Below are 24,558 nucleotides of genomic sequence, written 5' to 3'. Positions count from 1 at the left end.
TTTCGGAGGGTTGATGATGATTGAAGTAAAAGAAAAAACATTAAAACCTTTATTGAATGAAGCTTATCAAACAATAAGGGAAGGAACGACAGCACGCCTCGTTAGTATTACAGAACGCATAGATGCTGTAGATCCATTTAGCGTATTTGAGCATGCTAAACATATAGCGAATAATCGCTTTTTTTGGTCCAGTGTTGCTGAGGAATTTTATTTAGTTGGCGTTGGCGAAACGAAATCATTCCAAGCTACAGAAGATGTGTATAATCAAATTGAAAAACAATGGACGGAACTAATAGAGCAATCTATTATTTATAATGATGATCGACAGGGTGGAACAGGACCTGTTGCTTTTGGAGGTTTTCCTTTTGATCAGAAAGAGCAATTAAAAGGAGCTTGGAAAGACTTTACTGGCAGCCAATTTAGCATTCCTACCTATTTGGTTGTTCGTAACAAAGCGTCCTATTATTTAACGATTAACGTAATGATTGAACCTACTGATCAAATAGATGAACTGCATGAGAAAGTAGAGAAACAAATAGATGAATTACTATCGGTTTTACATTTAGATCAAACACAAGCATTAGTCGATAAAAGAGAAGAAGGAAATCCTTCTCAATGGATTGAACTAGTAGAAAAAGCGATGAAAAAAATAAAGCAAGGAGAAGTAGCTAAAGTTGTTTTAGCAAGAGAAATGAATATTTATTTTCAATCCAATCCTATTATTACTTTGGCTCTACAACAATTAGCTGCTACACAAACATCTAGTTTTATTTTTGCTTATGAACAAGGAGGAGCTTGTTTTGTTGGTGCAACACCAGAACGTCTTGTTCGAGTCGAGCAGGAACAGTTATTTTCGGCTTGTATAGCTGGCACTGCCCCTAGAGGTAAAACGGAGTCAGAAGATCAACGTATTGCCAATGCGTTATTACATGATCATAAAAACAGAGAAGAACATGATTATGTCGTACAAATGATAAAGGAAGCTGTTTCTAATTCCTGTACAGCTGTCGATATACCAGATAATCCAATTATCTATTCATTGAAGAATTTACAGCATTTATATACACCAGTGACTGCAAAACTGAAAAGCAATTATACGATTCTAGATGTTGTGAAATATTTACATCCTACTCCAGCACTAGGTGGATTACCGCGAGAGGCTTCGATGGCATTTATTCGGTCGTTTGAACCAATCGAACGTGGCTGGTATGGGGCACCGATTGGCTGGTTTGACACCTATCAAAACGGTGAATTTGCAGTTGCGATAAGATCCGGATTAATTCGAAATAAACAAGCAACCTTATTTGCGGGGTGTGGAATAGTAAAAGAATCTGATCCTGTTGCAGAGTATGAGGAAACATTGATCAAATTTACTCCTATGTTGGATGCGTTAGAGGTGGATAACGAATGAATCATACCGAACAACTTTCAAGATATGTGGCACAATTTGTTGATGAACTAGCTGCAAATGGGTTAGCTCATGTAATTATTTCACCAGGATCACGCTCGACACCATTAGCTATGACGTTCGCACAACATTCTACTATTGAAACATGGGTAAATATGGACGAGCGTTCTGCTAGTTTTTTTGCACTTGGATTGGCTAAACAGACCAATTGTCCGGTTGCACTGGTTTGTACATCGGGCACTGCAGCTGCGAACTACTATCCTGCAATTATTGAGGCATATTATAGTCGTGTTCCATTACTTGTACTGACCGCTGATCGACCACATGAATTACGTGACGTTGGTGCGCCACAATCGATTAATCAACTCCGGCTTTTTGGCGAGTATGTGAAGTGGTTCCAAGAAATTTTGTTACCTGATGCGACATCACTAGGCCTTTCTTACATTCGTTCGATAGCTGCTAGAGCATTTCATGTAGCCAATGCAACCAATCAAGGTGTCGTACATTTGAACTTCCCTTTTCGTGAACCACTTGTTCCTGATTTTTCTCTTTCTGGTTTATGGGATAAAAAAAATAAAATTGGACAATTGACTGTGGAACAAGGGTATAAAAAACTTTCGGTTAACCAATTACAGCAATTATACAATCAGTTACAACAGTATAAAAAAGGTATTATTGTATGTGGGCCAATGGAAAATCAACAAGCACAAGCTGAAATAATCGCTCTTGCGGAGACATGGCAAGTCCCTATTTTTGCTGACCCGCTTTCCCAATTACGTCAAGGAGAAGAAGGTAAAGATATAGTAATTGAAAGTTATGATGCCATTTTAAAGGATTCAAATATCCGTAAAAATATTCAACCAGATTTTATTATTCGTTTTGGTGCGATGCCTGTTTCTAAGTCGTATATGCTATGGTTAAAACAACATAGTGAAATTGCTCAATATATAGTAGAAGAAGCGGAAGGAGTTCGAGAGCCGGTAGGCCATGGTGCAACAGTACTTTATGCAGATCCTGGTTCGCTTTGTACATCATTGCTTGATTTCTCAGCTTTGCAATTTGATAAAAGATGGTTGGCGCACTGGAAACAGTGGAATCACCATACAATTGAAATGTTAAAAAAGCGAAAGACACAAATCCTAACTGAAGGACATGCGGTTGTTGAATTAGCTAAGCAAATACCTAATGAAAGCACACTGTACATTGGAAATAGTATGGCTATTCGTGACGTAGATACTTTTTGGTTTTCAACAAATAAGTCTATTCGAATGTTATGCAATCGAGGTGCCAATGGCATAGATGGTGTGGTTTCAAGTGCATTAGGTGCTGCTACGTCAAGCAAAAGAGTGACATTATTTATAGGCGACTTATCGTTTTTTCATGATCAAAATGGCCTGTTAATGACAAGACACTATCAATTAGATATTACAATTGTTTTAATAAACAATAATGGTGGTGGGATTTTTTCCTTTTTACCACAAGCGAAACAACAAGCGCCACACTTTGAAGAATTGTTTGGTACACCTTTAGACATTGATTTAGCGCATACGGTTCAGTTATATCAAGGGTATTACACGAATCCGATTGATTGGAGTCAGTACAGACAAGCGTTGGAAGCGAGTTATCAGCGTCCAGGGCTTTCCGTTATTGAATTAAAGACAATGCGTGAAGAAAATGCGGCTTGGCATGAAAACAAGTGGAGAGAAATTGCATCGCTTATAGAGGATGAGATTAATGTATATAAAAACGACCAATTGTAATTATTGGATAGAAATGCACGGAGAACAAAGTGGAATTCCGATTGTTTTTTTACATGGTTTTACTAGTACAAATAAAACATGGGAGCGAACAATCACTACAATCGCAAAAAATCATTGGTGTATTTCTCTTGATTTACCTGGTCATGGTAAGACAGAGATAGATAGACCGTTGAAAATGGAGACATTTTGTGATGATTTGGTAAGTATAGTTGATCAGTTACAGATAGACAGCGTACATCTTGTTGGCTATTCAATGGGAGGGCGTGCAGCACTTTCATTTACGATGCTTCATCCAAATCGTGTGCAATCACTAACCATAGAAAGCGCCTCTCCTGGTCTGAATACTATTGATGAGCAATTAGCACGCCAAACAAAAGATGAGGCATTAGCTGAGCGGATAGAAACAGAAGGTATCCCTGCATTCGTTGCTTATTGGGAACAATTACCTTTGTTCTCTACGCAAAAAAAGTTACTAGCGACCGAACAAAGTCGTATAAAAAATGAACGTCTTTCTCAATCATTAAGCGGTTTAGCTGCCTCATTACGGGGAATGGGAACTGGCGTGCAACCTTCATGGTGGGATAAGTTAGCAACGATTACTAAGCCAATGCTTTTAATCGTTGGTGAATTAGACGAAAAGTTTGTTATGATTGCAGATGAAATGAAACAGCAGTGTAAAAACGCTGAATTAGTAATAGTTTCTGATGCAGGACATGCAGTTCATGTGGAACAAAAAGAAAAATTTGATACAATAGTGAAGGATTTTATTTTACGAATGGAGGAACAAGCATGAAAATAGAATGGAAAACTGAAAGAGAATACAGTGATATTCTTTATGAAACATACAATGGAATAGCAAAGATATCAATTAATCGTCCGGAAGTTAGAAATGCATTTCGTCCCCACACAGTTCAAGAGCTAATTGATGCATTTTCTTATGCTCGTGATGATTCAGATATTGGTGTGATCGTTCTAGCCGGTGTAGGGGATGATGCATTCTGTTCTGGTGGAGATCAGAAAGTGAGAGGCCATGGTGGTTATGTAGGAGAAGATCAAGTTCCGCGATTGAACGTGCTTGATTTGCAACGCTTAATTCGAGTCATTCCAAAACCAGTCGTTGCCATGGTATCTGGCTATGCAATTGGTGGCGGACACGTATTGCATGTTGTTTGTGATCTAACGATTGCTGCAGATAATGCCATTTTTGGCCAAACAGGACCGAAAGTTGGAAGCTTTGATGCTGGTTATGGTGCCGGTTATTTGGCACGTATTGTTGGTCACAAGAAAGCACGTGAAATTTGGTATCTGTGTCGTCAATACAATGCACAAGAAGCATTGGATATGGGTTTAGTAAATACAGTTGTTCCATTGGATCAGTTAGAAGCGGAAACGGTACAGTGGTGTGAAGAAATGTTAGAAAAATCACCTACTGCACTTCGTTTCTTAAAAGCATCATTTAATGCAGATACAGATGGCCTAGCTGGTTTACAACAGATGGGTGGCGATGCAACGCTGTTATACTATACAACGGATGAAGCAAAAGAAGGTAGAGATGCCTTTAAAGAGAAAAGAAAGCCAGACTTTAAACAATTTCCAAGATTCCCTTAAACACGTAAGGAAGACGAGCCATGTTGTTCGTCTTTTTTTTAATCGAGAATATAGTATACAGTTTGATTAATATTTTAAGATAGGAGTTATCTATGATTATGGGTGAACAAATGCCTCATTGGCTTGAGAAACAAGTTGAATTGAACAGTGACGGTCTTGCTATTGAATCACCTTCATTTGGCAAGATATCCTTTCGTGAGTTAAGAAATAAAACCAAAACTTTCGCAAAAAAGCTGCGATCCATTGGTATTCAAGAAGGGAAACATGTTGCTATTTATACAGACAGTCGTTTAGATTTTATCGTAGCTATTCATGCATTAAGTTACATCAATGCAGTTGCGGTTTTGCTTAATACTCGTTTGACACAACAAGAAATTCAATTTCAATTAAAAGATGCAGATGTATCGTTTGTATTATTTGAAGAAGAAAAACGATCGTTAGTTAACGATTTATCTGTATCAGATAAACGAAACTTTTTTTCCTTTTCAGAGATTCATCAATTACCTAAAGCCAATTTTTCGCTTCGAAAACAAATAAATTTAAATGATGTTTATACGATCATTTATACATCTGGTACAACCGGGAATCCCAAAGGGGTTGTTCATACATATGGGAATCATTGGTGGAGCGCTATCTCCTCTATGCTTAATTTAGGTTTAGACAAACAAGACAAGTGGCTTGCTACCTTGCCCTTATTTCATGTTGGTGGTTTTTCTTTGTTAATAAAAAATATTATTTATGGCATGCCTATTTATTTATTGGATCAATTTGAGCCAAAGCAAATGAATTATGCGATCATGAATAAAGGTGTTACGATTGTCTCCGTTGTATCTGTAATACTTGATCGTCTAATCGAACAATTAGAAGCTGATCGCTATCCAGAATCGTTCCGTTGTATGCTCTTAGGTGGAGGACCTGCATCAGAACGGCTTTTGAAAAAAGCGGCAAGCTATCATATTCCTGTTTTTCAAACTTATGGGATGACTGAAACAGCATCACAAATTGCTACGTTAAGTCCAAGTGATGCATGTAAAAAAACAGGTTCTGCGGGAAAAGCACTTTTTTCTGCTGAGGTGAAAATTGTGAATGACAAACAAACAGTCCCCCCGTTAGTTGTTGGTGAAATTTTTGTTAAAGGTCCAATGGTTACACAAGGTTATTATAAACAGGAGCTAGTGAAACAAGAGGGTTGGCTTCCAACTGGAGATTTAGGTTATTTAGATGAGGAAGGTTTTTTATATGTGGTTGATCGTCGAAATGATTTAATTATTTCAGGAGGGGAGAACATTTATCCTGCTGAAGTGGAAAATGTTTTGTTGCGTATAGAAGGAATTGTCGAAGCTGGTGTAGTAGGTAAAGAAGACGCACAATGGGGGAAAGTACCAGTCGCATTTGTTGTTGTTAATCAAGCGTTTGATTTGAATATAGCAAAAGAGGAGTGTACTAAAGCTTTGGCAAAATATAAAGTGCCTAAAGCATTTTATGTTGTAGATACGTTACCGAGAACTACTTCAAAAAAATTATTACGGCATAAATTAGTAAAGCAACTTTAAATTCATGCAATAATTACCACTGTTAAAAGAACAAGGGTTTGTATATACTATATACGAACGTTTGTTCTTTTTTATTTAGGAAGGGGAGGATTGTTTGGATAAAGTTATTTTTTTAGTAGACATGCAGTCATTTTATGCTTCGATTGAAAAAGCTGCTAATCCAGCTTTATTTGCTAAGTCAGTAGTTGTATCCGGTAATCCGAAACATCGAAGCGGGATTATTTTAGCCGCCTGTCCAATTGCAAAACAACATGGTGTGAAAACAGCAGAAACATTATGGGAAGCGCAGAAAAAATGTCCTGAAGTTGTAGTCGTTCGCCCTCGTATGCAATTATATATTGATGTTTCTTATCAAATAACAAAAATTTTAGAGCAATTTTCTAATGAAATTGAAGTATATTCGATTGATGAGCAGTTTATTGATATTACAGCAAGTCAACGTCTGTTTGGTACACCAATTCAAATTGCTGAAAAAATTCAACGTGCGATAGTAGAAAATATAGGTATTCAAGCAAGGATAGGAATTGGTCCGAATAAAGTATTAGCAAAAATGGCGTGTGATGTTTATGCTAAAAAAAATAAAAAAGGCATTTTTCAATTAGATCATTCGAAATTAGAAAGTCATTTATGGGGGCTTCCAGTTGGTGATTTATTTGGCGTTGGATCAAAGATGGAGAAGCATTTAATGAGAATGGGCTTGCATACGATTGGAAATGTTGCAAATCATCCACTTCATTGGCTCAAAAAAAGGTGGGGAATTAATGGCGAGGTGCTATGGAGAACGGCTAACGGAATTGATTATAGCCCTGTTACTACGAAAACCCATCAACAACAGAAAGCAATTGGACATCAAATGACACTGCCGCAGGATTACTATCGTTTGAATGATATAAAAGTGATTTTATTGGAGTTGAGTGAAAAAGTTGCTCGCCGTGCAAGGAAGCAAAATTATTTAGGAAGAAGCGTAGCTGTTACTATAAGAGGAAGTGATTTTGATTTTCCGACTGGCTTTCATCGTCAACAGAAGCTAGTTACGGAAACATATTTTGGAGCGGATATCTATCATGTAGCTGTTCATTTATTTGAAAAGTTTTGGGATGGATTACCTGTTCGATCGATCGGAATTACTTTAGGACAATTGGAAAAAGCAGATAGTTACCAGCTTTCTTTATTTGATCGAACGGAAGAAAAAGAAAAATTGAGCAAAGCAATAGACCGCATGTATGAAAAGTATGGACCAACTGCCATTGTTCAGGCATCCTCTTTAATGACGGCAGGTCAAGTACATGTACGCGCAAATAAAATTGGAGGACACTATAAATAGGAGTGAATGCTGTGAAACCAAATAAATTAACACAAGGATATAATATGATGTGGGAGTCTAGCCGGATGATCCTTCCTGAACATAAAGCAATTTTAAAAAGACATCAAAACAAACAAAAGAAATATGAAAAACCTAAATTTGATGAACAGGAGCTTGCTCAACTTTCAGAAGATATTTCATTCGCTTTTTATAAGCAACATGAAGTGAAAATAGTAACGTATCACCCTCAACAATTTATATATTATACAGGTAAAATAGAGAAAGTGAACACTCAACAAGATACAATAAAAATAGTAAATAATGAAAAAGAAGATTGGATTTCTTTTTATGATGTGCTAAGTGTGACTATTTCATAACTGGAGAAAAAGGGAGAGAATAAAGGTTTTCAAAAACGATTGACGTATCGTATTATACTAACTAGAAGCATTTAAAAGGATTACAGCAAGCAATGATCGATTGGATGAAGAAGCTGTTCAGAGTACAGTAGGATCTACTAATATGGATTCATTGTCTAGGTAGAAAAGACAGTGTGTGTGGAGTGTGATAGATCTAATGCATAAGACAGATGCAAGCTTACTCGATCAAAAGGATTCCGTCTCAAGAAGAGCTCGGAATCCTTTTTGAATGATGATTAGAAAGGTTCTGCATCGGTGATAATCTCTTCTGGTACCTTAAGATCCTCTAGTTCATTATACTTCGTGTAAGTACGGTCTATTTTCTGACTAATCGATGTTTCTTCTCCATTGTCCGTTATAGTCATATCCAACTCTGTAGAAATGGAAGAGACATAATAAGTAGATTTATCCAAGGTTATTTCATAGTTTAATTGATTAATTGCAATAGCTTCCATCATTTCATCTGTAAACAATTCTTCTAACATAGAAGTTCCTAACTGCTCTCTCAATAATTTCTCAATATTTAAATCGCTTGCGTTCAAATGTAAAACATAACGATCTTCATGCTCCTCGTATGAAAACTCATCCAAGTATTCCTTAAAATTATCTAATTGCTTATCGGGTGTTTGACTCCTTATTTCATCCATTCGTTGTGATAGTAAACCTAATTCATCACTGTCTATCTTATACCACGTATCCTCATTCATTTTTTGCGTAAATAATCCTTGTTCACTGTAATACATTTCGATTGGTGTTCCCATTACTTGTATTGTTTGATGTAATACAAGTGGTTCAATTTGTAGTTTTGTAGTCGAGGTTGTAGTTGTAGGAAAAACTCCATCTAATGATTTGGAATTCTCTTCTGATACATCACTCGGTATGTTATCACCACTAACTTGTTGATTAATAACCATATCTACTTCTAGGTTTTCAATTTTTTCATTAGCTTCTACGGCTTTATTAAACAGATCATCTGCCTGCTCCTCTGTACTGCATGCAGTCAGTAATAATAAGCTAGTCGCCATTGAAAAGAATATTTTTTGCATCAATAACACTCCTCTTTTTTTAAAAATAAAAAACAGAAAAACTTTTCTGCTCGTTTATCCGTTCTAAATATATACGGAACAAAATAATGAAAAGTTCCATGGAAAATGTTTAATGATTCAAAATAACAGGTATATAAAGAATATAAGGGGTGGACGAAATGAAAAAACAGAAAGTGAAAATATTTATTAGTTTACTAGCAATTATTCCATTAATTATATTTTCATATCAAGAAGCAGATACATCAACTCGTTCCAATGACATAAGTGTTATACAGGAAAAGGAAGTGGCTGGAACAAATGAAGTCAAAGATGAGTCTGTTGTCCGTGCTTCTCAAGAGGAACAAATCATACTTACTCATCAAAAGATAATTGAAAAAATGAAACAATTTATGGATACTCTAGTCCAAGATATCGATACAGCATATAAAGTGAAACATATGAATGCAAAAGAAGAACTGTACCAAGCATTTGAATATATCACTACAAGAGAGATAGCTAAACCATATGTAGAATATTACTATCAAGAAGAAGCAGATGGATTATATATTTTGCCTACAGAAACACCACCATGGTTTGTGGAAGGTAAAGCATATCAAAAAGAAGCAGTAGCGGATAATATTTACCATATTACACAACATAACCAAAGTGATTTACATGGAGCATATGTGATTAAAATAGAGATGACTTATAATCAAGGGGAGTGGAAAATTACTAAAATTAACCACAACCACCAAAAAGATGTTACAATAGAGGCAAAACAAGCAGTATAAAGAGGGACATATATGGAAGTTTTTAAAGATTACTATGCAAATGAGGTAAAGCTATCATTTGACGATCATCCATTTGAAAAGCATCCAAAACATGTATGGGTCATTTGTAGGTGGGAAAATCAATGGCTCTTAACAAAGCATAAGAATCGAGGATTAGAGTTCCCAGGTGGAAAGGTAGAAGAGGGGGAGACCCCAGAAGAAGCCGCTATTCGTGAAGTAAAAGAGGAAACTGGCGGATTGATCAAAACATTAACTTATGTTGGGCAATATTATGTAAAAGGTAAGACAGAGCATGTAGCAAAAAACATTTATTTTGCCGAAATAAGTTTGTTAACGAAACAATCCAACTATTTTGAAACGGAGGGTCCAGTGTTATTAGAAACACTCCCAGAACAAATCGCAACTAATCAGATGTTCAGCTTTATTATGAAAGATCAAGTATTACCGTGTAGCTTAAAACAAATCAATAAAGTATTGGAGATCAATAAAGAATAGAAGCTGTGTTTAATAAGCTTCTATTCTTTATTTTATGATATGTTTTATCCTCTTTTGTCTAAAAAATTCTGCAAAGTGAAAAATACTAATAGAGTAACTATCACTAATACCATCACTAAATAATTCGATAAGCTACTCCATGCAGATAAGGAAAATAAAAACAACAATACAACTGTTGTAACAAGCTGCAAAAGGTTATGTTTTATAAAATGAATCATTAACTTATCACCACTACTTAAAAATTATTGAAATCTTAGATTACTATACTTTTTGCGAATAGGAATCATCGGGTTAGAAATTATTGCACCTTGGGGTCAATGGATATTAAACTGTATCCATTCAGGCTAAACCAATTATTACTCCGGCTGTCGCTAAAATCTTAGACATAAGTGGTTCTAGTATCTAAATACCACCAATAGCCACCCCAGCTCCGATAGCATTCAGTGTGTACTTACTAATATATACTCTAATACCCACCAATAAGTATTAACAGCGGTTTTACCTACTTTAAAAGCAAAGGTGCTTATAGCGTCCGATTGGTTTTGATTAGGATCAATAATGTTTAAAATGCCATTACTATTATTTTTGTTTACGAATGAATTCATTTTTTGTTTTATTGAGAGGCCTCTCACATACATACTTCTTCTTTTAATATAATAATCCTGCATTATTTAGCAATAAAATTATAAAAAATAACAAATTTAAATGTTATTGGTAAAATTTACAAAAAAGAAGACGGGAATCATAAGTTGAGACGGTTATAATTGCACCTCATTTACTTGAAATAAAATTCATTGTATCCAAGCCAAACGAGAAGTGGGTTACTTGTATCCAGTACGGTCTAAATACATTATATTTATCAACTATGATGGATTTATATAATAATGAAATTGTTGCGTAGAAACTTTTGGCGTATCAGCTCGGGGAATTAGCAATCGTGTAGATAAATTTATGAAGCACTATAATAAAGAACGAATTCAAGAAAAAATAGGCTACCAATCTCTATTTGAATTTAGAGGAATCGCAGCCTAAGAAGATGTTTTATTATTGTCTCAAATCGCTATGTCAGTCTACAATATTATATTTTTTTAATTAACCATGCTTCAAATTGATTGACTGCTTGGTACATGATCGCTGCGATCAAGGCAATAACAAGTAAACTATACAATACAAGCGTAAAATTAAATACTTGAAATCCATACACAATTAAATAACCTAACCCTTTTGCAGCTACTAAAAACTCTCCTACAATAACTCCTACCCATGATAACCCAACGTTTACTTTAAAAGTAGAAATAATAGAAGGAAGTGAAGCGGGAAATACAGCTTCTTTAAAGCATTGCCATTTGGTTGCTCCAAAGCTCTGTAGGACTGTTATATAATTCTTATCTACTTCACGGAAAGCACTGTAGACGACCAGGCTAGTAACAATGATGGAAATAATTGCACCCATCATAATAATGGAAAAATAACCAGGCCCCAGTGCAACAATAATAATTGGTCCTAAAGCTACTTTCGGTAAAGCATTCAAAACAACTAAATAAGGATCAAGTACATCGTATAATTTCCGTGAATTCCATAGTAAAAAGGCAATGATAATGCCTCCGACTGTACCAATAAAAAAACCAGCAATGGTCTCTAATACGGTCACACGCATGTGGTGCCATAGATTCCCGTTTAATGTATTTTCATATAATAATGAAAATATTTTTGATGGGGAGCTAAAAATTAACGGATCAATCCAATATAATTGACTAGAAAGCTCCCAAAGTGAAAAAAATGAAAAAAAGAGAAGTAATTGCATGTATCTTGTATGGCGTCGATCTGCTTTGATTTTTTTAACATAATGATCAAACAGCTGTTTATCAGATTGCTGATTTTGTTTCAAGACGGTTCAACTCCTCCCAAATCCGATCAAATAGATGTTGATACTTGATATGTTTTCGTGCTTCAAAAGGAGACAAATCACGTATTTCGATTGGAACTTCAAACTGTTGATGAATTTCTCCGGGATTGGCACTCATTAAATAAATTTGGTCACTCATTGCGATCGCTTCTCCAATGTCATGGGTAACTAGTATGGATGTTTTATGATATTGTTTTAATAATGCTGAAACAAAATCCTCGAGCTTTAATTTTGTTTGAAAATCAAGTGCAGAAAAAGGCTCATCTAGCAAAAGTAAAGAAGGGTTAGTAATCAATGTCCTAGCAAGTGCCACGCGTTGACGCATTCCGCCTGAAAGACTAGTCGGATATGCTTTTATTACATCTTTTAGTCCCATATCTATTAATAATTGTTTTGCTTTTTCAATCATTTCATTATACTGGCTTCCTACTATTTTCGGACCAATCAACACGTTGTCAATAATATTTTTCCAAGGGAATAAATAATCTTGTTGCAGCATATAACCAATTTCTCTTTGGTTCTTTTCTAATGGTTTATTATTTATCGAAACACTGCCAAATGTCGGTTTGATGATTCCTGCCATAATGGACAGTAACGTTGTTTTTCCACAACCGCTAGGTCCTAATAGTGAAATGAATGTACCTTCATCTACAGAGATCGAAAGGTTATTTAAAGCCTTCGTATAGCTCGATGAGTTAAAATAATAATGAGTAATTTGTTTCAATTGTAAAAAACCCAAGAAATATTACCTCCTTATTCATTCATAATCTCTTTGGCGATCTCTGTATTGACGATAACGTCATGTTTAATATCAGCACGTAGTTCACCTGCTTCATCGATAATCGCTTTTAAATTATTCCATTCTTCTTGATCAATAACTGGATTTTCTGCATAAGAGCCTTGTGATTTATAACGTTCGACAGAAGCGCTCAATAATTGTAATGCTGTTTCTTCAAAATAAGGTTGAACAATACGAGCGATTGTTTCGGAATCGTTTTTTTGTATGAACTGTTGCGCTTTATATAACGCACGGGTAAAGCGCTTGGCTGTATCGCGATTTTCTTCTAAGAAGCTTTGCTTTGCCATGAATGCTGTGTAAGGTATATTACCAGAATCCTCACCAAAAGAAGCAACGATCGTACCATTTCCGTCATTCACGAATTGACTAGCAGTCGGCTCAAATAATTGTACATAATCACCAATTCCAGATAAAAAAGAACTAGCGATGTTTGCGAAATCGATATTCTGAATTAAGTTCAAATCTTTGTGTGGGTCAATGCCATTCTCCTTTAGTACATATTCTCCAACCATTTGTGGCATGCCACCTTTACGTTGACCTAAGAATTCCCGTCCCACTAAATCTTCATATGAAAAATTATCGATTGGCTTTCTAGCGATAAGAAAGGTACCATCTGTTTGAGTTAATTGTGCGAAGTTAACGATCGAATCTTCTGCTCCTTGGGCTTCTACATAAATGGATGTTTCTGGTCCAACTAAGCCAATGTTTGATCTTCCAGATAAAAGTGAAGTCATTACTTTATCCCCGCCGGCAATTGTTTGTAGCTCAACATCTAAACCTTCTTCTTCAAAATAGCCTTCCGCTAATGCAACGTATTGTGGTGCATAAAAAATACTTCTAGTTACTTCAGCAACCTTCACTTTTGTTAGATCATTCGAATTGGTACAAGCAGTAACGAACAATAGTAACCAAAGAAACATAAATAAAAAGCAGTGTTTTTTCATCAATATGGCTCCTTAATCCAGGGGTTTGTTATACTTTATGCAATATATTACGATGTGTGCTTGCCTATCTAGCTTTGAAAACAGATTCAAGATTAATCAGAGAACAGGAGTGGAATACTTGTGTTAGGAGGCGTTATTTAATGAAAACACTTATTTTATATGATCAAAACTGCTATCTTTGTAAACAAAGTAAAAAAATAATAAAATGGATCGATTGGTTTCGTGTTTTTAAATGGGAGTCATTGCAAGATTATCAGAAAAGAGTCAATCTGGCAGAAAAGGATAAGAAAGCATTAGAAGGAGAGATCCATGTAAAACGTCCAGATGGAAAACTATTAAAAGGTTTCTATGCGGTTAGATATATTTTACTTCGTTGCGTGCTTACAAGCTGGTTAGGCTTACTCGCTTATTTACCGTATACAGATCGAATCGGCAATCCGCTTTATCGATTTATCGCTCGAAATCGCTACCGATTCTTTAAAAATAAATGTAAAAAAGGGACTTGTCGAATTCATTAATAATCAGTCTCATTTATATTGACAACAATAAATGCTTCCGTTACGATAACATTCGAGTGTATTATTAACGATAAAAGATACTAGACATTATTATTGCAGAATAAGTAAGGAAGGCGTAAAATAGATGTATTCAGCAAATGTTTATAGTCGTTAGAAGTGTGAGAAGGGAGATTTAGCAGAATGACTGCAAATCGTCGATTATTTACCTCAGAATCAGTAACAGAGGGGCACCCAGATAAAATGAGTGACCAAATTTCTGATGCGATTCTTGATGAAATTTTAAAAAATGACCCAAATGCTCGGGTTGCATGTGAGACTACTGTAACGACAGGGTTAGTATTAGTTTCTGGAGAAATTACTACATCTACGTATGTAGACATCCCGCAAATAGTTAGAAAAACGATTGAAGAAATTGGTTATACAAGAGCAAAGTTTGGCTTTGATGCCCAGACGTGTGCCGTGTTGACAGCAATTGATGAACAATCACCTGATATTGCTGATGGTGTGAATCAAGCATTGGAATCACGTGAAGGAAATATGACAGATAGTGAAATTGAAGCGATTGGTGCCGGAGATCAAGGATTAATGTTTGGTTATGCAAATAATGAAACAAAAGAATTAATGCCATTACCGATTGCTTTAGCACATAAATTGGCAAAACAACTTGCAGATGTGAGAAAAGATAAAACATTGGGCTATTTAAGACCAGATGGAAAAACACAGGTTACAGTAGAATATGATGAAACAAACAAGCCAATTCGAATAGATACGGTTGTTATTTCTACACAACATCATCCAGATATTCCATTAGAGAAGATTCAATCGGATTTAAAAGAACATGTCATTAGACCGATTGTTCCTGGGTATTTATTAGATGAACAAACAAAGTATTTTATCAACCCAACAGGTCGATTTGTTATTGGGGGGCCTCAAGGTGATGCTGGTTTAACAGGAAGAAAAATTATTGTTGATACGTATGGTGGATATGCTCGTCACGGTGGTGGAGCATTTAGTGGTAAAGATGCTACAAAAGTAGATCGTTCCGCAGCTTATGCAGCAAGATATGTTGCTAAAAATATTGTTGCTGCTGAACTAGCAACAGCTTGTGAAGTGCAACTCGCATATGCAATCGGTGTAGCAGAACCGGTTTCGATTTCAATTAATACTTTTGGTAGTGGCAAAGTAAACGAAGAACAGTTAGTCGAAGCAGTACGAACGATCTTTGATTTACGTCCAGCTGGAATTATTAAGATGCTTGATTTGCGTAAACCAATTTATCGTCAAACAGCTGCTTATGGTCATTTTGGGAGAACAGATGTTTTATTTCCGTGGGAAAGTACGGATAAAGTAGATGCGTTACAAACGTTTGTACAATAGGCGCGCGCAATTTATTTAAATAAAGTGCTAGGTTAAAACCTAGTGCTTTTTAACTAGTTGTATACTTGTGAAAACAGAAAAGAATACTAATAAATGAAACGAAACCTAAACAATAAATGTCTAAAATATTTGTAAAGCATGAATAGAGTTTCGGTAAAAGGAGAGATAAAAGTAATGTGTGGATTTATTGGTATTTTAAGAAATGAACCCAAAATATTAAACGAAGAAAATGAATTATATCGTCAAAATACACTTATTACTCACCGTGGCCCAGATGACGAGGGCTATTATGAAGATGAATATGCTTCTTTTTCTTTTAGAAGATTGAGTATTATTGACATAGATAACGGACATCAACCATTCTCATATCAGAACGAGCGATATTGGATGGTGTTTAATGGAGAAATTTATAACTACATTGAATTAAGGGATGGATTGATTCAATATGGTTATAAGTTTGAGACCGATTCGGATACAGAAGTAATCATCTCCATGTTTCATCATTATCGAGAAGAAGCTTTTAAACAATTGCGCGGGATGTTTTCCATTTTGATATGGGATAAACAAGAAGAGATACTATATGGTGCTCGTGATCCGTTTGGTATTAAGCCACTATATTATAAAAAAACAAATCAAGATATACGATTTGCATCAGAGAAAAAAAGTTTAACGTACTTAGATAATGAGGAAGTTAATTTAGAAGCGCTACAACATTATCATAGCTTTCAATATGTACCTGAACCATTATCCATGTCCAAAGATATTTATAAGGTAGAGCCTGGTCATTATTTTGTTAAGCATAGAAACGAAACCATTACATTCCATACTTACTGGAAGCCGGCTTTTCATCCTGTAAAGAGAGAAACAAAAGAATGGATCGACCGTATCCAACATGCGTTATACGATTCAGTTAACGTTCACATGCGTAGTGATGTACCTGTAGGTTCTTTTTTGTCAGGTGGAATTGATTCATCTATTATCGTTTCAATGGCTAAATCGTTCAATCCGAATATAAAAACATTTTCTGTTGGTTTTGAACAAGAGGGGTATTCTGAAGTAGATGTTGCAAAAGAGACAGCTGAAAAGTTGAATGTAGACAACTATGCGTACACAATCACTCCAGAAGAATTTATAAAAGAGTTACCTAAAATTATTTGGCATATGGACGATCCGTTAGCAGATCCAGCTAGTGTGCCATTATATTTCGTAGCAAGAGAAGCGAGAAAACAAGTGAAAGTAGTGCTTTCGGGCGAGGGAGCAGATGAATTGTTTGGCGGCTACAATATTTATCGTGAACCGCACGATTTAAGAATTTTCAATAAATTACCAAAGGTGTTAAACAAATTGTTGAACCAACTAGCTAAAGTGTTGCCTGAAGGAATGAGGGGAAAAAGCTTTTTGGAACGTGGGACAACTCCTTTATCAGAAAGATACATTGGGAATGCTAAAATGTTTGAAAATAGTGAGAAAAAAAATATTTTACAGCATTATTACCCTGATCAAGTTTATCAACAAGTTACCGATCCTCTTTACGCAGCGGTAACAAGCGAACACGCTGTTCACCAAATGCAGTTTATTGATATTCATACATGGCTTCGAGGAGATATTTTATTGAAAGCTGATCGAATGACAATGGCGCATTCCTTAGAATTACGAGTACCATTCTTAGATAAAGAAGTATTTCGTGTGGCTAGTGAGCTACCGGTTGATCAAAAAATCGCGAATGGAACGACTAAATTTATTTTAAGGGAAGCAGCTAGAGGGATTGTACCTGATCATGTGCTTGACCGGAAGAAACTTGGTTTTCCTGTCCCGATTAGGCATTGGTTAAAAAATGAATTATATGATTGGGCAAAGCAATTAATTCAAGAAAGCCAAACAGATCATTTAATAAAAAAAGCTTATATATTGGAATTATTGGAGAGCCATTGCCAAGGTAAAAGCGATTATAGTAGAAAAATATGGACGGTATTGATGTTTATGATTTGGCATAAGCTATATATTGAAAAAGAATTTGTAACAGAAATAGAGGGTAGCAAGTTGATGACCGACACACTCTAGTTCCTTGGTTACCTATGCACCCCTGTCCGTTTATAATCGGCAGCGGGTGCTTTACTATATTATGTTAGCGGTGTATAAATATAGAGTACGTTTTTTATTCTATTTTAAGGTTGTAATGACATTTTGAAATGGAATAATTGATTTATATAAGACTTACATTTTTCTGTAAAACATTAAAATTAAATAGATGGTATACTAGATTGAGACGAAATTTTCCAATGTTTCTAAAAGAAAAGAGGTATCGACTGTGCGCCATCAAGTTACACGTTTTGCTCCATTGCTCATGCGATCCGTTTTTAAAAAAGTATTTCCAGAAGTCTCAAAACAATTGGACTATTGGAAAGCTAAAGCAGAATTAATACCAAATCAAGAATTAAGAGAACAGGCTTTAGCAAGTATCAAAACTAAGAAATTTCATTGTCAAGGTGGTAGTGTGTATAGCTTGTTAGCTGAAGATAGGTGGATTGATTTTATTGAATTTATCGTTGCCTATCAAACAATAAGCGATTATTTAGACAACTTGTGTGATCGAAGTACTTCTCTAGATCCTGAAGATTTTCGCATGTTACACCAGTCAATGGAAGATGCATTGTCACCAGGTGCGCCGACAAAAAATTACTACGCATATCGTTCAGATCAAGAGGATGGTGGTTATTTATCTGAGCTTGTTCAAACGTGTCAGCAAGCATTATTTACTATCCCATCATATGAATATATACAACATTACTGCTTACAATTAGAGCAATTGTATAGTGATTTACAAGTACATAAGCATGTGAAAAAAGAAGAAAGAGTTCCGCGTTTAGAAAATTGGTATCAAACCTACCGGGTTAAATGGCCATCATTAAGTTGGTATGAATTTTCCGCTTCCAGTGGATCGACCCTTGGTATCTTTTGTATGGTTGCTTATGGCATGGCAGGGAAAGCTGATGAACAATTAGCGAGAAAAATATTTGATAGTTATTTTCCATTTATGCAAGGGCTGCATATTTTGTTAGATTATTATATTGATCAGCAAGAAGACCTAGCGGAAGATGATTTGAATTTCTGTCATTATTATCGCGATGAGCACCATTTGAAAGAACGATTATTGTTTTTTATAAAACAAACGAACAAAAGTATACAATTGTTACCGGATAAGCGTTTTCATGAAATGATACATAAAGGTTTGGTAGGCTTGTATTTGGCAGATCCAAAAGTGAAGCAACTGGAAAACGGGAAAGAAGTTACGAAAATGCTGTTGCAAACAAGCGGTATTCACTCTACTTTTTTCCATCTTAACATCAAATTGTATAACCATTTTAAAGGAAAAGCCGAAGAAGTTTAATTTCTTTGGCTTTTCTTTTCGATTGCTAATATAAAAGGAGGATTGTTCTTTTGGTTAATAAAACCATAATGTAGTACCCGGAAATGATCCTGATCAAAAGTGGCTAAATGATTTAATAATGCTTGCTTCTCTTGTTCTCCACCAGGGTGACCATAATAAACGACACACACAATCGTTCCACCGCATTTTAAATTAGCAGCTATGGCATCGATTGCTGTGATCGTTGTAAATGGTTTAGTAATCACTTGCTTATCACTTCTAGGGAGGTAGCCAAGATTAAATATAGCTCCAGCTAATTTTTGCTTCCGCTCTTCAGGAATATACTGTTCTACGTGTTGATGTCCGTCTAAAATAAGTTCTACATTTGTGAGTTGGTACTGAAATAGGCGTTTTTTTGTTGCTTCAATCGCTTGTTTTTGAACATCGAAAGCTAATACTTTTCCATTGCTACCAACTGCTTGACTAAGAATGACCGTATCATTTCCATTTCCACATGTTGCATCAATAGCGAAGTCGCCAGGTTCGATTGCTGCTTGAATCAGCTCATGTGCAAAGGGTAAGATTGGTTTTAACATGATAGCACCTTAGTTGTCGTATTGTAATATTTTCCTTGCCAGCTATCACGACGTAAAAGTTCTGCATCAATCGCATTTAACACTTCCCATTTGTTCATACTCCACATTGGTCCAATTAATAATTCTGGAGGGCCGTCTCCTGTAATGCGATGAATGATCATTTCTTCTGGTAGTATTTCTAACTGATCTACAACGAGTTTGATATAATCCTCTTTAGACATGAATCGTAGCATCCCTTTTTCATATTGCTTTACCATTGGCGTCCCTTTTAATAAATGCATCAAATGAATTTTTATCCCTTGTACATCCATTTCACTAACAGCTTTAGCTGTATTAAGCATCATTTGATAATCTTCACCAGGTAGCCCGTTAATAATATGTGTACAGATACGGATGTTATGGTTACGTAATTTGTTCACACCTTCCAAATAACAGGACATGTCGTGTGCTCGGTTAATTAAGTCAGATGTTTGCTGATGCATCGTCTGTAATCCTAATTCAACCCATAAGTAAGTGCGTTTATTTAGTTCTGCTAAATAGTCGACCACATCATCCGGTAAGCAATCTGGTCGTGTTGCAATTGACAGACCAACGACGCCATCTTGCTTTAAAATTGTTTCGAATTTTTCCCGTAGCTCACTAACAGGAGCATGGGTGTTAGTATAAGCTTGGAAGTAACCCATGTATTTAGCATTTTTCCATTTATGATGCATACTGTTTTTGACTTTATTAAATTGTGTTGCTAAGTCATCGACTCGATCACCAGCAAAGTCGCCACTACCAGCAGCAGAACAAAATGTACAACCGCCATGAGCGACGGTTCCGTCTCGGTTTGGGCAATCAAATCCTCCATCTAGTGCTACTTTAAATATTTTTTCACCAAATGTGTTTTTTAAATGATAATTCCATGAATGGTATCGCTTTTGGTCAAATGAATATGGAAATGGATTTTGCAACGAAAAAACTCCTTTTTAATAATAAACGATTTGCTTTTTTAGCATATGGTTTATTGTAGCATGAACTATTGATGAAAATCACTCGTGTGTATGATTTCTTTCGTTTTGTTAAAACTAAAAAATGAGGTGATAATATGGCTACAAGAGAATCAATGGATGCAATGATCGTTAAAACAGAAAAAGTCATTACAGAAGCGAAGTATCAACTGGATCAAGCAAATAGAAATGGTTATGAGGTAAATGCATCTTATGACCAAGCGCAAGTTGAACTAAGCAATTTGGAAGCGGAGATTAAGAAGTTAATGGATAGTGCAAATCATCAGCAAAAAGAACAGCTTCATCGTCTACATTTACAAGCTAACCGTTATTTAAATGACATGATCTTAGATGCTAATCAATTACATGATTAAATAGTCTCCCTAATGAGGGAGATTTTTTTAGTGCAAAAAGGGTGAATGAATCATACATCATTAAGTTGAAATGGTCTAGTGTGAACTTGACAAATCGTAGCCTTTTTCTTAAAATACGTATACAATAATAAGCAACGACAATGATGAGGAATAGTAGTAAAGAGTTACAAGTAATTTAGAGAGACAACGGTTGGTGAAAGTTGTCCTTGTACTTTATGAACTCGCCTTTTATGTTGTGATAGTGAATTGTAGTAGCTATTACCGTATATTCTGCGTTAAAGAAACAAAGTGATTGTCTATTTTAAAAGACGTTAATCTTGGGTGGTACCGCGGGAAGGCTCTCGTCCCAGTTTAGGGGATGAGTGTCTTTTTTTATATATACAGAACTAATGTTCTTTTGGTAATTATTCGAAGGAGGATGTAACAAATGTCATTTAATCATAAAAAAATTGAAGGAAAGTGGCGTAACTACTGGCTGGAAAACAAAACGTTTAAAACGAACACGAAAACAAACAAAGAGAAGTTTTATGCATTAGATATGTTTCCATATCCGTCAGGTTCAGGTTTACATGTAGGACATCCAGAAGGTTATACGGCGACAGATATTGTTTCCCGAATGAAGCGTATGCAAGGGTATGAAGTTTTACACCCGATGGGATGGGATGCATTCGGTCTACCCGCTGAGCAGTACGCGTTGGATACAGGGAACGACCCTGCAGCATTTACTAAAAAGAATGTAGATACATTCCGCAGACAAATTCAAGAATTAGGTTTTTCTTATGATTGGGATCGTGAACTCAATACAACAGATCCGAATTATTATAAATGGACACAATGGATTTTCTTGAAATTATACGAAAAAGGTCTAGCATATGTAGACGAAGTAGCAGTAAATTGGTGTCCAGCGCTAGGTACTGTACTAGCTAATGAAGAAGTAATCGATGGCAAGAGTGAGCGAGGAGATCATCCGGTTGAACGTAAGCCGATGAAACAATGGATGCTTAGAATTACCGCTTATGCTGATCGGTTGTTAGAGGATCTTGAAGAACTAGACTGGCCAGAAAGCATTAAAGACATGCAACGTAATTGGATTGGGCGTTCGGAAGGAGCGGAAGTTGTTTTTGGCATAGATCAAATAGATGAAAGCTTTACTGTATTTACTACACGACCAGACACTTTGTTTGGTGCAACTTATGCAGTATTAGCCCCGGAACATCCGTTAGTTACCAAAGTGGCCACACCCGAACAACAAGAACATGTTCAAAACTATTTGAATGAAGTCAAATTAAAAAGTGATTTAGAACGAACAGATTTAGCAAAAGATAAAACAGGTGTATTTACTGGTGCATATGCGGTGAATCCAATCAATGGTGAAAAACTACCTATATGGATCGCTGATTATGTACTAATGAGTTACGGTTCTGGAGCGATTATGGCTGTACCTGCCCATGATGAACGTGATTATGAATTTGCAAAAAAATTTGATCTAAATATTGTCCCAGTACTTGAAGGTGGCGACGTAACGAAAGAAGCATTTTTAGGTGATGGTAAACATATTAATTCAGACTTTTTAAATGGTTTAAATAAAGAAGATGCAATTAGTAAAGCAATTGAATGGTTAGAAACAAATAATAAAGGTGAAAAGAAAATTACTTATCGATTACGAGATTGGCTATTTAGTCGTCAACGCTATTGGGGTGAGCCAATTCCAATTATTCATTGGGAAGATGGAACGACTACAGGTGTGAAGGAAGATGAGCTACCATTAGTACTTCCTAAAACGACAGAAATTAAGCCTTCTGGTACTGGAGAATCTCCGTTAGCAAATATTAGCGACTGGGTAAACGTGGTGGACCCTGATACTGGAATGAAAGGTCGTCGAGAAACAAACACGATGCCACAATGGGCAGGTAGCTGCTGGTATTTCTTAAGATTCATTGATCCGGATAACACGGAAAAATTAGCTGATTTTGAGGACTTAGAAAAATGGTTACCAGTTGATATTTATATAGGTGGAGCAGAACACGCCGTTTTACACTTGCTTTATGCTCGTTTCTGGCACAAATTTTTATATGATATTGGTGTTGTGCCGACGAAAGAGCCATTTATGAAATTGTATAACCAAGGAATGATTCTTGGTGAAAACAATGAGAAAATGAGTAAATCAAAAGGTAATGTTGTTAATCCGGATGAAATTATAGAAACACATGGTGCAGACACATTGCGTTTATATGAAATGTTCATGGGACCGTTGGATGCATCGATCGCTTGGTCAACCACAGGGTTAGACGGTTCACGTCGCTTCCTGGATCGTATATGGCGTCTGTTTGTCATAGAGGAAACAAATGAATTGTCACCAAAAATAGTTGATAGTGTAACGAATAATACCTTAGAAAAGGTATACCACGAAACAGTAAAGAAAGTAACCGAAAACTTTGAAGAGCTTCGTTTTAATACAGGGATTTCTCAAATGATGGTTTTTGTAAATGAGGCATATAAAGCAGATCAAATTGCTAAAGATTATGCAGAAGGATTTGTTAAACTATTATCACCAGTTGTACCTCACTTATCAGAGGAACTATGGAGCATACTCGGGCATGACGAAACAATTGCTTACCAGTCTTGGCCAGCATTTGATGAAGCAAAACTTGTGGAAAACGAAGTGGAAATAGTTATTCAAGTAATGGGAAAAGTCCGAGCGAAAATGATGGTAGACAAAGATGCTTCTAAAGAAGAGTTAGAGGCAAAAGCATTAGACAATGAAGCAATTAAAGAAAGATTAGAAGGTAAGACAGTTAGAAAAGTGATTGCAGTCCCTGGAAAACTTGTTAATATTGTAGCTAATTAATTGGTAGGTGACCGATTGCTGTTTTTAAGTAGTTAAATAAGGACGACTTGCTGTGAAGCAGAACTTACGATTATGACAATATAATTGGAAATTCTGCTTCTTATTATTCTGGTTTTGCAAGGTTTTAGATAGTTATTAATTCAAAATCCGATTAACTGCTAATGTTATACAGGGTTAATTAACTTAACGATTCTTTAAACTGATGTTGGATCATTTGTATATATAATTGTTTCATGTGCTGAAAAAATTAAAAGAAAGTATCTATTGACTTTATTATTTGTGTCCTGTATTATAAAATTTGCTGCTTTGATTTGTTGATTCGATAATTGAAAAATCATTGACAGCGTTGCGAGTATGTGTTATCATTAAAGATATTGTCGCGAAGATGTTGCGATAATGATTTTGATCTTTGAAAACTGAACAAAACAACCAATATGTTAAGAAGTAACATGCTAGTCAAGTAATGAGTGAGCGAACT

At 35.7% G+C, this 24,558-nt stretch carries 22 protein-coding genes and 1 other annotated feature; of the genes, 15 read left to right on the top strand and 7 right to left on the bottom strand.

Annotated elements, in window-relative coordinates; translation table 11 throughout:
* Window positions 1-16 precede the first annotated feature (16 nt).
* From ACH6CY_RS10865 to ACH6CY_RS10835, 7 genes are all read left to right on the top strand, one after another.
* Window positions 17-1,411, top strand: coding sequence for an isochorismate synthase (locus tag ACH6CY_RS10865; RefSeq protein ID WP_374067357.1), 1,395 nt, complete (start codon window positions 17-19; stop codon window positions 1,409-1,411).
* On the top strand, window positions 1,408-3,168 hold the full coding sequence (gene menD / locus ACH6CY_RS10860; RefSeq protein WP_374067356.1) for a 2-succinyl-5-enolpyruvyl-6-hydroxy-3-cyclohexene-1-carboxylic-acid synthase: 1,761 nt from the start codon (window positions 1,408-1,410) through the stop codon (window positions 3,166-3,168). The genes ACH6CY_RS10865 and menD overlap by 4 nt, the downstream gene beginning before the upstream one ends.
* Window positions 3,143-3,961 carry a 2-succinyl-6-hydroxy-2,4-cyclohexadiene-1-carboxylate synthase gene (gene menH, locus ACH6CY_RS10855; protein ID WP_374067355.1) on the top strand — a complete coding sequence of 273 codons (819 nt, stop codon included), beginning with the start codon at window positions 3,143-3,145 and terminating at the stop codon, window positions 3,959-3,961. The genes menD and menH overlap by 26 nt, the downstream gene beginning before the upstream one ends.
* Complete coding sequence (gene menB / locus ACH6CY_RS10850) at window positions 3,958-4,776, top strand: 1,4-dihydroxy-2-naphthoyl-CoA synthase (protein WP_374067354.1); 819 nt, start codon at window positions 3,958-3,960, stop codon at window positions 4,774-4,776. Before menH ends, menB begins: the two co-directional genes overlap by 4 nt.
* Window positions 4,777-4,874: 98 nt before the next feature.
* Window positions 4,875-6,329, top strand: coding sequence for an o-succinylbenzoate--CoA ligase (locus ACH6CY_RS10845; RefSeq protein WP_374067353.1), 1,455 nt, complete (start codon window positions 4,875-4,877; stop codon window positions 6,327-6,329).
* A gap of 94 nt (window positions 6,330-6,423) precedes the next feature.
* Window positions 6,424-7,653, top strand: a complete 1,230-nt coding sequence (locus tag ACH6CY_RS10840; protein ID WP_374067352.1) for a DNA polymerase IV — start codon at window positions 6,424-6,426, stop codon at window positions 7,651-7,653.
* Between the two features lie 11 nt (window positions 7,654-7,664).
* On the top strand, window positions 7,665-8,009 hold the full coding sequence (locus tag ACH6CY_RS10835) for a YolD-like family protein (RefSeq protein WP_374067351.1): 345 nt from the start codon (window positions 7,665-7,667) through the stop codon (window positions 8,007-8,009).
* A 275-nt stretch (window positions 8,010-8,284) separates the two neighbouring features.
* Here ACH6CY_RS10835 and ACH6CY_RS10830 read toward each other — a convergent pair whose 3' ends face one another.
* Window positions 8,285-9,094: a DUF6612 family protein gene (locus ACH6CY_RS10830; RefSeq protein ID WP_374067350.1), complete on the bottom strand. Its 810-nt coding sequence runs from the start codon at window positions 9,092-9,094 to the stop codon at window positions 8,285-8,287.
* Between the two features lie 158 nt (window positions 9,095-9,252).
* Here ACH6CY_RS10830 and ACH6CY_RS10825 point away from each other — a divergent pair, with 158 nt between their 5' ends.
* Together ACH6CY_RS10825 and ytkD are read left to right on the top strand one after the other, a co-directional pair.
* Window positions 9,253-9,864, top strand: a complete 612-nt coding sequence (locus ACH6CY_RS10825; RefSeq protein ID WP_374067349.1) for a hypothetical protein — start codon at window positions 9,253-9,255, stop codon at window positions 9,862-9,864.
* A 12-nt stretch (window positions 9,865-9,876) separates the two neighbouring features.
* Window positions 9,877-10,359 carry an RNA deprotection pyrophosphohydrolase gene (ytkD, locus tag ACH6CY_RS10820; RefSeq protein ID WP_374067348.1) on the top strand — a complete coding sequence of 161 codons (483 nt, stop codon included), beginning with the start codon at window positions 9,877-9,879 and terminating at the stop codon, window positions 10,357-10,359.
* 440 nt (window positions 10,360-10,799) lie between these two features.
* On the opposite strand, the gene ACH6CY_RS10815 is transcribed toward ytkD, so the two are convergent.
* The 4 genes from ACH6CY_RS10815 to ACH6CY_RS10795 all read right to left on the bottom strand — a co-directional run bounded on the left by ACH6CY_RS10815 (window position 10,800) and on the right by ACH6CY_RS10795 (window position 14,008).
* Window positions 10,800-10,964 carry a hypothetical protein gene (locus ACH6CY_RS10815; RefSeq protein ID WP_374067347.1) on the bottom strand — a complete coding sequence of 55 codons (165 nt, stop codon included), beginning with the start codon at window positions 10,962-10,964 and terminating at the stop codon, window positions 10,800-10,802.
* 473 nt (window positions 10,965-11,437) lie between these two features.
* Window positions 11,438-12,247, bottom strand: a complete 810-nt coding sequence (locus ACH6CY_RS10805; protein ID WP_374067346.1) for an ABC transporter permease — start codon at window positions 12,245-12,247, stop codon at window positions 11,438-11,440.
* Window positions 12,225-13,004, bottom strand: a complete 780-nt coding sequence (locus ACH6CY_RS10800; protein WP_374067345.1) for an ABC transporter ATP-binding protein — start codon at window positions 13,002-13,004, stop codon at window positions 12,225-12,227. The genes ACH6CY_RS10805 and ACH6CY_RS10800 overlap by 23 nt, the downstream gene beginning before the upstream one ends.
* 14 nt (window positions 13,005-13,018) lie before the next feature.
* A complete protein-coding gene (locus tag ACH6CY_RS10795; protein ID WP_374067344.1) occupies window positions 13,019-14,008 on the bottom strand; it encodes an ABC transporter substrate-binding protein in 990 nt (329 codons plus the stop codon).
* 140 nt (window positions 14,009-14,148) lie between these two features.
* Here ACH6CY_RS10795 and ACH6CY_RS10790 point away from each other — a divergent pair, with 140 nt between their 5' ends.
* The 4 genes from ACH6CY_RS10790 to ACH6CY_RS10775 all read left to right on the top strand — a co-directional run bounded on the left by ACH6CY_RS10790 (window position 14,149) and on the right by ACH6CY_RS10775 (window position 19,291).
* A complete protein-coding gene (locus ACH6CY_RS10790) occupies window positions 14,149-14,526 on the top strand; it encodes a thiol-disulfide oxidoreductase DCC family protein (RefSeq protein WP_374067343.1) in 378 nt (125 codons plus the stop codon).
* 180 nt (window positions 14,527-14,706) lie between these two features.
* Window positions 14,707-15,903 carry a methionine adenosyltransferase gene (metK, locus tag ACH6CY_RS10785; protein WP_374067342.1) on the top strand — a complete coding sequence of 399 codons (1,197 nt, stop codon included), beginning with the start codon at window positions 14,707-14,709 and terminating at the stop codon, window positions 15,901-15,903.
* Between the two features lie 174 nt (window positions 15,904-16,077).
* Window positions 16,078-17,964: an asparagine synthase (glutamine-hydrolyzing) gene (gene asnB, locus ACH6CY_RS10780; RefSeq protein WP_374067394.1), complete on the top strand. Its 1,887-nt coding sequence runs from the start codon at window positions 16,078-16,080 to the stop codon at window positions 17,962-17,964.
* Between the two features lie 247 nt (window positions 17,965-18,211).
* Window positions 18,212-19,291 carry a tetraprenyl-beta-curcumene synthase family protein gene (locus ACH6CY_RS10775; protein WP_374067341.1) on the top strand — a complete coding sequence of 360 codons (1,080 nt, stop codon included), beginning with the start codon at window positions 18,212-18,214 and terminating at the stop codon, window positions 19,289-19,291.
* Here ACH6CY_RS10775 and mnmM read toward each other — a convergent pair.
* On the bottom strand, window positions 19,288-19,866 hold the full coding sequence (gene mnmM / locus ACH6CY_RS10770) for a tRNA 5-(aminomethyl)-2-thiouridylate-methyltransferase MnmM (protein WP_374067340.1): 579 nt from the start codon (window positions 19,864-19,866) through the stop codon (window positions 19,288-19,290). The two genes, ACH6CY_RS10775 and mnmM, sit on opposite strands and share 4 nt — an antisense overlap.
* Window positions 19,860-20,822 (bottom strand): tRNA modification radical SAM protein MnmL/YtqA, encoded by a 963-nt coding sequence (mnmL, locus tag ACH6CY_RS10765; protein WP_374067339.1) that lies wholly within the window; start codon window positions 20,820-20,822, stop codon window positions 19,860-19,862. The genes mnmM and mnmL overlap by 7 nt, the downstream gene beginning before the upstream one ends.
* A gap of 134 nt (window positions 20,823-20,956) precedes the next feature.
* Here mnmL and ACH6CY_RS10760 point away from each other — a divergent pair, with 134 nt between their 5' ends.
* Entirely contained in the window at window positions 20,957-21,232 is a 276-nt protein-coding gene (locus ACH6CY_RS10760) for a DUF2524 family protein (protein WP_374067338.1), read from the top strand.
* A 131-nt stretch (window positions 21,233-21,363) separates the two neighbouring features.
* Window positions 21,364-21,584: a binding site (T-box leader), on the top strand.
* 75 nt (window positions 21,585-21,659) lie between these two features.
* Window positions 21,660-24,080 (top strand): leucine--tRNA ligase, encoded by a 2,421-nt coding sequence (leuS, locus tag ACH6CY_RS10755; protein WP_374067337.1) that lies wholly within the window; start codon window positions 21,660-21,662, stop codon window positions 24,078-24,080.
* Window positions 24,081-24,558: the final 478 nt, after the last annotated feature.

Origin of the sequence: Paraliobacillus sp. JSM ZJ581, assembly GCF_044383835.1 — a bacterium.
Lineage (GTDB): Bacteria > Bacillota > Bacilli > Bacillales > Amphibacillaceae > Paraliobacillus.
This window is presented reverse-complemented; position numbering and strand designations above follow the sequence as displayed.

Excerpts from the sequence above, each read along its gene's own strand:
- ACH6CY_RS10865 (WP_374067357.1), top strand. The coding sequence starts at position 17 with ATGATTGAAGTAAAAGAAAAAACATTAAAACCTTTATTGAATGAAGCT.
- menD (WP_374067356.1), top strand. The coding sequence starts at position 1,408 with ATGAATCATACCGAACAACTTTCAAGATATGTGGCACAATTTGTTGAT.
- menH (WP_374067355.1), top strand. The coding sequence starts at position 3,143 with ATGTATATAAAAACGACCAATTGTAATTATTGGATAGAAATGCACGGA.
- menB (WP_374067354.1), top strand. The coding sequence starts at position 3,958 with ATGAAAATAGAATGGAAAACTGAAAGAGAATACAGTGATATTCTTTAT.
- ACH6CY_RS10845 (WP_374067353.1), top strand. The coding sequence starts at position 4,875 with ATGGGTGAACAAATGCCTCATTGGCTTGAGAAACAAGTTGAATTGAAC.
- ACH6CY_RS10830 (WP_374067350.1), bottom strand. The coding sequence starts at position 9,094 with ATGCAAAAAATATTCTTTTCAATGGCGACTAGCTTATTATTACTGACT.
- ACH6CY_RS10825 (WP_374067349.1), top strand. The coding sequence starts at position 9,253 with ATGAAAAAACAGAAAGTGAAAATATTTATTAGTTTACTAGCAATTATT.
- ytkD (WP_374067348.1), top strand. The coding sequence starts at position 9,877 with ATGGAAGTTTTTAAAGATTACTATGCAAATGAGGTAAAGCTATCATTT.
- ACH6CY_RS10815 (WP_374067347.1), bottom strand. The coding sequence starts at position 10,964 with ATGAATTCATTCGTAAACAAAAATAATAGTAATGGCATTTTAAACATT.
- ACH6CY_RS10795 (WP_374067344.1), bottom strand. The coding sequence starts at position 14,008 with ATGAAAAAACACTGCTTTTTATTTATGTTTCTTTGGTTACTATTGTTC.
- ACH6CY_RS10790 (WP_374067343.1), top strand. The coding sequence starts at position 14,149 with ATGAAAACACTTATTTTATATGATCAAAACTGCTATCTTTGTAAACAA.
- metK (WP_374067342.1), top strand. The coding sequence starts at position 14,707 with ATGACTGCAAATCGTCGATTATTTACCTCAGAATCAGTAACAGAGGGG.
- asnB (WP_374067394.1), top strand. The coding sequence starts at position 16,078 with ATGTGTGGATTTATTGGTATTTTAAGAAATGAACCCAAAATATTAAAC.
- mnmM (WP_374067340.1), bottom strand. The coding sequence starts at position 19,866 with ATGTTAAAACCAATCTTACCCTTTGCACATGAGCTGATTCAAGCAGCA.
- ACH6CY_RS10760 (WP_374067338.1), top strand. The coding sequence starts at position 20,957 with ATGGCTACAAGAGAATCAATGGATGCAATGATCGTTAAAACAGAAAAA.
- leuS (WP_374067337.1), top strand. The coding sequence starts at position 21,660 with ATGTCATTTAATCATAAAAAAATTGAAGGAAAGTGGCGTAACTACTGG.